Genomic DNA, 4,661 nt, shown 5'->3' with positions numbered 1-4,661 from the left:
CACGATACGAATCCATAGCCATTGCGGTTATGAATCACCAAATCAATATGAGAATAATTATTATTCAAAACATTAGAATTTAAAATTTATCTATTTTATGAGTCCTTTTTCTTGACGTAGTACCAATTACCAATAAACAAATATAGAAAAACAGGTAAAGAGATAGTTGTTCATGTCAAAAAAAGGAAAGAAAAAAGAGCCAATTTGGAGACCCCAAAAGTCGCCCCTAAAATTGACCCTAAAATAGACCCCAAAAATAATGACCCTAATTAAAATTGGTTACCCAGACCATCGCAAAACGTCTTGAAGGAAAGAATTCCTTATTCCATTCGTGTGAAAGGACAGATGGAACTTGGATTCTTTCGATGATTGTACCCCAAAAATATGATGAGAACGGTCGTGTTGTGAGTGTATTGCTTGCAAATCGTGATTTTACGGAAGAAAAGAAGCGTGAGTTAGAACAGGAAGAGGCTTTACGCCAAGAAAAAATCAAGGCTGAAAAGGCCAATGAGGCCAAGTCCATATTCTTATTTAATATGTCACATGATATTCATACACCGATGAATGCGATTTTGGGATATTCACAATTAATGAAGAAAGAATTAACAAATCCTAAACTCGTTCATTATCAAGAAATGATTGAACAATCGAGTCAATTATTACTTTCAATTATTAATAATGTATTGGATATGGCTCGTGTTGAAAGTGGTAAGATGGAATTGGATGAAAATTATGAAGTAGTGGGGAATATTACTCAACTTGTTTGTGGTGCATTTGCAGCAGAGGCTTCTAGAAAGAATATTGAATTAAACAAAATTGTGAATGTCGAACACAAACATATTATTACCGATTCTACAAAGATGCAGGAAATTCTGTCCAATCTAATCAGTAATGCGATCAAATATACATCTGCTGGTGGCAAGGTAACAATTGATACAAGAGAAATTCCTTATGATAAAGAAGGCTATACTTTAATTCAAATAAAAGTATCGGATACAGGTATTGGAATGAGTGAAGAATTCTTGCCGTCCTTATTTGAATTATTTACACGTGAAAGAAATACGACTCTATCTAAAATTCCAGGTACTGGACTTGGTATGGCTATTGTCAAAAACCTTGTGGACTTCATGAATGGCAGCATCGAAGTAGAGAGTGAACTTGGTAAGGGCAGTACTTTTACGATTACCATTCCACATAAGATTGCGTATAAAGATTATACGAATAGAAATATTGAATCTTCCAATGAGTTTGATATTGATTTTAAGGGTAAAAAAATTTTATTGGCCGAAGATAATTAATTTAATGCTGAAATCACAACTATAATTCTTAGTGAAATGGGTTTTGAAGTTAAAGCTGTAGAAGACGGAATTCTTTGTGTGAATGAAATGCAACATCAACCAGCCAATACATACGATTTGATTTTAATGGATATTCAAATGCCAAATATGGATGGCTATAAGGCAACAGATTGCATTCGACATCTTTCACAACCTGAAAAGGCCAATATTCCAATTATAGCTATGTCTGCCAATGCGTTTGAGGAAGAAAGAAAAAAGCATTTGATGTAAAGATGAATGATTATATAACGAAACCAATTGACTTTCAAAAAATGGAAGAAGTTTTAAAACAGGTATTGAGTAAGAAGGATCCTCTTAGTTGAGGGTTCATTTATCTTATGTTGTGTAAATAATTGATTTTGTGTTAGTTTAGATGTTAAAACCGTATCTAATTCAACGAAAATAATGCGATTTAGATAAGATAGGATTATTCGCAACAACATGCTTGGAGTTAATAATGTTTTCACATTGGACATTTATAATAAGAATTGGCTACTGGATGTAGTAACGGTGAACCCTCTGAATTAAAAGGATGATTTCTTGAGTTCTCGATGATTCCGATTATGTAGGAGGACGTGTTTTATGTATATTTATCTGTACATTGATGTTGCCATGACTATCTTGGCTTTAGTTGAATTGCTAAAAATCGCATTGATTATTATAGAAAAATGTAAAAGACACTAGTTCACCCTCTCCAATGGATTACTAGTGTCTTTATACTAAAATAATTCAGAGGAACCACTGTATCCAGTGGTCTTTCTGTATGATTATTAAACAATTGATATATATAAAAGTCAAGGCTAACTTTATCTAAAATAAGTCGTTTTATATAAAATAGGAACAAAAGAAATTGTAACCGGATGTAGTAACGGCTACCCTTGGAATAAAAAGGATAACATCTTGAATTCTCAAAGATTCTGATTTTGTACAAGGACGTGTTCTATGTATATTTATCTGTACATTGATGTTGCTTTTGTGTTTAATGGCTTTAGTTGAATTGTTAAAAATCGCATTGATTATTATAGAAAAATGTAAAAGACACTAGTTCACCCTCTCCAATGGATTACTAGTGTCTATACATTAGAATAATTCAGAGGAACCACTGTATCCAGTCGTCTTTCTGTATTTGTATTATAGTTGTTAAATTGATTTCATGCAAATGAATGGATTATGTTGTAATAATCATCTGGATGTATGGGTTGTTTTGATAAGCTTGCATACACCATCGCTTAATAGTTCGATATTTTCTTCATTGAAAATTATATCTCTAGAAGTATGTATTCGATCAAGATAATAGAACAAACCTTTCTTAAGGCTGCAAACTCCATATGCATATTTAAAGCTAAAGTTGTCGGATGGATAGAATCCAAATCCTTTGTTGATGTGAACTCTTATATAATCTGTTGATGCAAATGCATTTATAATATTTTCATGTTTTGATTGATCATTTTTAATTTGTTTCGTTGGAAAGAAAAATATATCATTGCCGTCGGATACACAATCAAAATTAATGATAAGTTTATTCTTTAGATATTCTTTATATTCTTTCGCAAAAGCAGAAGAGCCTAATAAACCTAGTTCTTCGTTGTCAAATAACACAAAACATACTTCATCTCTTAAATCTTCTGGTAATTTGATGGCTGATTCAATGATTGTAATGATACCACTTGTATTATCATTTGCAGTGTGTTTATTTGCTTTTCCAAGCAACATCCAAATCATTATAATTAACCATGAAATAGAAGAAGCAATATTAAGCTCAATATTCTTAAATAGACCTATCCAAACAAACAATTGAATAAGAACGATGTTCATAAAGAATATAAGAATTAATACACAAATAATAATGGCTAATTGTGATAAAATCAGACCAAACAAATTATTAGGCACAATTAAATTGGGAAATGGTAAGACCGCCTGTGTATCATAGTGAGCTGTACAAAATATCTTAGCTTTCTCTATATTACCGATAATTATATTATTATTTATCCCTTTATGTTGAATACTAGGGCAATACCCATATTGATTAAGTTCATGAATTATATATTTACGAAATTCCTCTTTTTGTTTTTTTGTTTTTCGAACTTGAAAGTGATCAAGAATTCTGCGACTCGTTTCATTCATTCTTATTTCTCCCTTAGTTGTATATATTATATCATAATGTGAATGGTTTTCGTTTTTTTATAAAATGTACTTCGAAAAAGTCAAGACGAATCTATCTAATTTGATGAAAATAAGGCGATTTAGACAAGATAGGATCATTCTCAACAAAATGCTTGGAGTTAATAATGTTTTCACATTGAGTCTTTATAATAGGAATTGACTACTGGATGTAGTAATGGTGAACCCTCTGAATTAAAAGGATGATATCTTGAGTTCTTAAAGATTCCGATTTTGTAGGAGGACGTGTTCTATGTATATTTATCTGTACATTGATGTTGCCATGAGTATATTGGCTTTAGTTGAATTACTAAAAATTACATTATTGATTATAGAAAAATGTAAAAGACACTAGTTCACCTTCCCCAAAGGATTAAACTAGTGCCTTTCGACATAAAATAATTCAGAGGATCCACTGTATCCAGTAGTCTTTCTGTATGATTATTAAACAATTGATATATATAAAAGTCAAGACTAATCTTGTCTAATTCACTGAAATAGAAACAATTGAAATTGATTCATAATAGGGGTTGGCGACTGGATGTAGTATGGCTACCCTTGGAATGAAAAGGATGATATCTTGAGTTCTTAAAGATTCCGATTTTGTAGGAGGACGTGTTCTATGTATATTTATCTGTACATTGATGTTGCCATGTGTATATTGGCTTTAGTTGAATTACTAAAAATTACATTATTGATTATAGAAAAATGTAAAAGACACTAGTTCACCAAACGCAAAGGATTAAACTAGTGTCTTTACATTAGAAAAATACAGAAAAACCACTGTATCCAGTGGTTTTTCTATTTGGCTTTATGCAAGAATATATTTTTTTAAATTCGTGACTTTATTTCATAAACATTTCATAAATGATGAAAGAATGTTTTTGGATAAGGAGTTGTTTTTTTTGATACATAATGCTTATGCATATATCACGAGAAAGAAAGTAAAGACGAGTATCTTGTTTTTGATACTTATGATTATTCTTCTAAGTCTTTATGGATGCTTGAGTATACTTTCATCCAATTTACGAATGGAAAATCTTTAAATGAGATAATATGAAGTGACCTCCTATTGTCAATACGTGGATTACGACTCATAATTGAATTGATTAAAAACACTTATGGTGTCGATGCCATAACACAATAGGAGGTCACTATGAAAAG

The 4,661-nt window shown here is 31.2% G+C and carries 3 protein-coding genes; 2 read left to right on the top strand and 1 reads right to left on the bottom strand.

The features are described from left to right. Positions 1–275: 275 nt before the first annotated feature. Complete coding sequence (locus H8911_RS11700; protein WP_186999783.1) at positions 276–1,298, top strand: sensor histidine kinase; 1,023 nt, start codon at positions 276–278, stop codon at positions 1,296–1,298. 12 nt (positions 1,299–1,310) lie between these two features. Beyond that, complete coding sequence (locus tag H8911_RS11695) at positions 1,311–1,568, top strand: response regulator (protein WP_369410307.1); 258 nt, start codon at positions 1,311–1,313, stop codon at positions 1,566–1,568. Between the two features lie 951 nt (positions 1,569–2,519). Here H8911_RS11695 and H8911_RS11690 read toward each other — a convergent pair. Continuing rightward, positions 2,520–3,461 carry a M28 family metallopeptidase gene (locus H8911_RS11690; protein ID WP_186999782.1) on the bottom strand — a complete coding sequence of 314 codons (942 nt, stop codon included), beginning with the start codon at positions 3,459–3,461 and terminating at the stop codon, positions 2,520–2,522. Positions 3,462–4,661: the final 1,200 nt, after the last annotated feature.

This window comes from Holdemanella hominis (assembly GCF_014306155.1).
Lineage (GTDB): Bacteria > Bacillota_I > Bacilli_A > Erysipelotrichales > Erysipelotrichaceae > Holdemanella > Holdemanella hominis.
The sequence above is the reverse complement of the archived record's forward strand: the minus strand, read 5'-3'. Positions and strand labels throughout refer to the sequence as shown.

Excerpts from the sequence above, each read along its gene's own strand:
- H8911_RS11690 (WP_186999782.1), bottom strand. The coding sequence starts at position 3,461 with ATGAATGAAACGAGTCGCAGAATTCTTGATCACTTTCAAGTTCGAAAA.